2 protein-coding genes and 2 pseudogenes (1 of these 4 cut by a window edge) are annotated in these 3127 nt (G+C 59.7%); 2 read left to right on the plus strand and 2 right to left on the minus strand.

Translation table 11 applies throughout. The features are described from left to right. Nucleotides 1-135: 135 nt before the first annotated feature. The gene (locus ACIOVB_RS26240; protein ID WP_401272132.1) at nt 136-1044 is read right to left on the minus strand and encodes an OmpA family protein; all 909 of its coding nucleotides are present in this window, start codon (nt 1042-1044) and stop codon (nt 136-138) included. 160 nt (nt 1045-1204) lie between these two features. Here ACIOVB_RS26240 and pyrC point away from each other — a divergent pair. Further along, nucleotides 1205-2249, plus strand: a pseudogene (gene pyrC, locus ACIOVB_RS26245) (dihydroorotase). Then, nucleotides 2246-2923, plus strand: coding sequence for a ribonuclease T (gene rnt, locus ACIOVB_RS26250; protein WP_095190452.1), 678 nt, complete (start codon nt 2246-2248; stop codon nt 2921-2923). The pseudogene pyrC and the gene rnt overlap by 4 nt, the downstream one beginning before the upstream one ends. 73 nt (nt 2924-2996) lie before the next feature. On the opposite strand, the pseudogene ACIOVB_RS26255 reads toward rnt, so the two are convergent. Then, nucleotides 2997-3127 (minus strand): annotated as a pseudogene (locus tag ACIOVB_RS26255) (peroxiredoxin); it runs 470 nt beyond the window's last position.

The raw sequence follows: 3127 nt of genomic DNA on the forward strand, positions 1-3127 counted from the left end.
CGCCATGCCATCACTCCACGGGGTTCTACGGAAAGCCGAGGAGTCTACCGCCCAAACGCGATAATTTACAGAGGCGCGACAGCTTAAGACGACAAAGCGACAGAATCTGTCGAGAGCGCGACGATGACTGACGGGTCAGGAAGTCGCTGCGGTGTTGGCCGGAGTGCTCGCTTGCGGTGCAGGAGCGGTGGTTGGCGCCACTCGCGCCAGTTTGACATTGACCCGACGGTTTTTCGCACGATTGGCCGCATTGGTGTTCGGCACAATAGGATATTGCTCGCCGTGGAAACGCACGGTGATCTGCGATTCCTGAATCCCATTGGCCTTGAAAAAGTCGACCACCGCCAGCGCGCGGCGACGCGACAACTCACGGTTGGTCAGGCGATTTCCGCTGTTGTCGGAATGGCCGTCGAGCTCGATGTGATTGACCGTAGGATCGGCCTTCATGAATTCGAGTATAACTTGCAGCTTGGCTTTGGCGGCGGTGTCGAGGTCTACGCCTTCCCCGGGGAAGCCGATCTGCGACTGCTTGATCTGGTCGAAATTCTGCGGCAGCAATTTCGCCACACAGGTCTGGTAGTCGTTAAACGCCTTGCTGAACTTGACCGGCAATAAACGCACTTCCGACACTCGGCCATCACCCGATGCACGGCGCACGACAGGACTGCGACCGTCCAGCAGGCCACTGATAAGACCGCCAGCCTGAGACTGCGAGCTGTTAAACAGGACATTGCCGCTACCGAGCCTGACGCTGCCCAGATTGATGTCACCACGGCCCGGTTGCCATGGTGCTGCGGCCGCGAGCAACGTCGCCGACCCGCCGCCCAACATGGCGTTGTAGGCGTTCAGACGGAATATCGCCTGCTCACCGGCCTTGCGCACGAATTCACCCGAGCCGAAGTCAGTGATCGGTTGTGTCAGGCGGCATTCGAACTTGTCGCCGGCGACCGTCCACTCAATGTTCTCCAGGCGAGTCTGGTAGGTCAGCGCCATCGCGGGAAGGCTGGCAAACACACTGAGCAAGGCTAAATAACGCTGGCGCACGGGAGGCTCCATTGGCTTCTGAAACACAAAGACCGATTCACACTATGTTTACGGCATACCTACGGGATATCGGAAGCTTCCCGCAAAACTTGATAGCGAGTGCCTGCAAGAGTCTTTTCCGGTAGCATTCGCCTCAGTTTGACCCGCCTGGAATCCCCTCATGTCCGACCGCCTGACCCTGCTGCGTCCCGACGACTGGCACATTCATCTTCGCGATGGTGCCGTTGACCAATACCGTTGCCGATGTTGCGCGCACTTTTGGTCGCGCCATCATCAGGCCCAACCTGGTACCTCCGGTGCGCCACGCCGCTGAAGCCGACGGCTATCGCCAGCGGATTCTCGCTGCCCGCCCGGCCGGCAGTCGTTTCGAGCCGTTGATGGTGCTGTACCTCACCGACCGCACCCAACCCGAAGAAATTCGTGAAGCCAAGGCCAGCGGTTTCGTACACGCCGCCAAGTTGTATCCGGCTGGCGCCACGACCAACTCCGATTCCGGGGTGACCAGCATCGACAAGATTTTCCCGGCGCTGGAAGCCATGGCCGAAGTCGGCATGCCGCTGCTGATTCACGGTGAAGTCACTCGTGGCGATGTCGATGTCTTCGACCGCGAAAAGATCTTCATCGATGAGCACATGCGCCGCGTGGTCGAGCGTTTCCCGACACTCAAAGTGGTGTTCGAACACATCACCACCGGCGACGCCGTGCAGTTCGTCAACGAGGCATCGGCCAACGTCGGCGCAACCATCACTGCGCATCACCTGCTGTACAACCGCAATCACATGCTGGTTGGCGGGATTCGGCCGCACTTCTACTGCCTGCCGATTCTAAAGCGCAATACGCACCAGGAAGCCCTGCTCGACGCCGCCACCAGCGGTAGCGCGAAGTTCTTCCTCGGCACCGATTCGGCCCCCCACGCCCAGCACGCCAAGGAAGCCGCTTGCGGCTGTGCCGGCTGCTACACCGCGTACGCCGCCATCGAGTTGTATGCCGAAGCGTTCGAACAGCGTAATGCCCTGGACAAGCTCGAAGCGTTCGCCAGCCTCAATGGTCCGCGTTTCTACGGTTTGCCGGCCAACACCGATCGCATCACCCTGGTTCGCGAAGAATGGACCGCCCCAACCAGCCTGCCATTTGGCGAGCTGACCGTTATCCCGCTGCGCGCCGGTGAAAAACTGCGCTGGCGCCTGCTGGAGGAACACGCGTGAGTGAAGACCATTTCGACGACGAACTGGAAGGTCAAGGTGGCGGCGGCGGTTCCCGTCATCCGATGGCAGCGCGTTTTCGCGGTTACCTGCCGGTTGTCGTCGACGTAGAAACCGGTGGCTTCAACTCGGCCACCGATGCATTGCTGGAGATTGCCGCGACCACCATCGCCATGGATGAAAAGGGTTTTGTATATCCGGATCACACCTACTTCTTCCGCGTTGAGCCTTTCGAAGGCGCCAACATTGAAGCAGCGGCGCTGGAGTTCACCGGGATCAAACTTGATCACCCGCTGCGCATGGCGGTCAGCGAAGAAACGGCGCTGACCGACATCTTCCGTGGCATCCGCAAGGCGCTGAAAGCCAACGGCTGCAAGCGAGCGATTCTGGTCGGCCACAACAGCAGCTTCGATCTCGGCTTCCTGAACGCCGCCGTCGCGCGACTGGACATGAAGCGCAATCCGTTCCATCCGTTTTCGAGTTTCGATACCGCGACACTGGCTGGTCTGGCTTATGGCCAAACCGTCCTGGCAAAAGCCTGTCAGGCAGCGGACATCGATTTCGACGGCCGTGAGGCGCACTCGGCGCGTTACGACACAGAGAAGACTGCCGAGCTGTTCTGCGGCATCGTCAACCGCTGGAAACAGATGGGCGGCTGGGAAGACTTCGACGACTGATAGTCGCCGTTTCAACCGCGCATGAAAAAACCGGCCACGTGGGCCGGTTTTTTTGTACCTCGACGTTGATGCCTTACAGGGCAGCAGCGTTCTCGGTCAGGTATGCAGCAACGCCTTCTGGCGAAGCGTTCATGCCTTTGTCGCCTTTCTTCCAGTTGGCAGGGCAGACTTCGCCGTGCTCTTCGTGGAATTGCAGAGCGTCGA

The sequence above is a fragment of the Pseudomonas sp. NPDC087639 genome (assembly GCF_044743385.1).
GTDB lineage: Bacteria > Pseudomonadota > Gammaproteobacteria > Pseudomonadales > Pseudomonadaceae > Aquipseudomonas.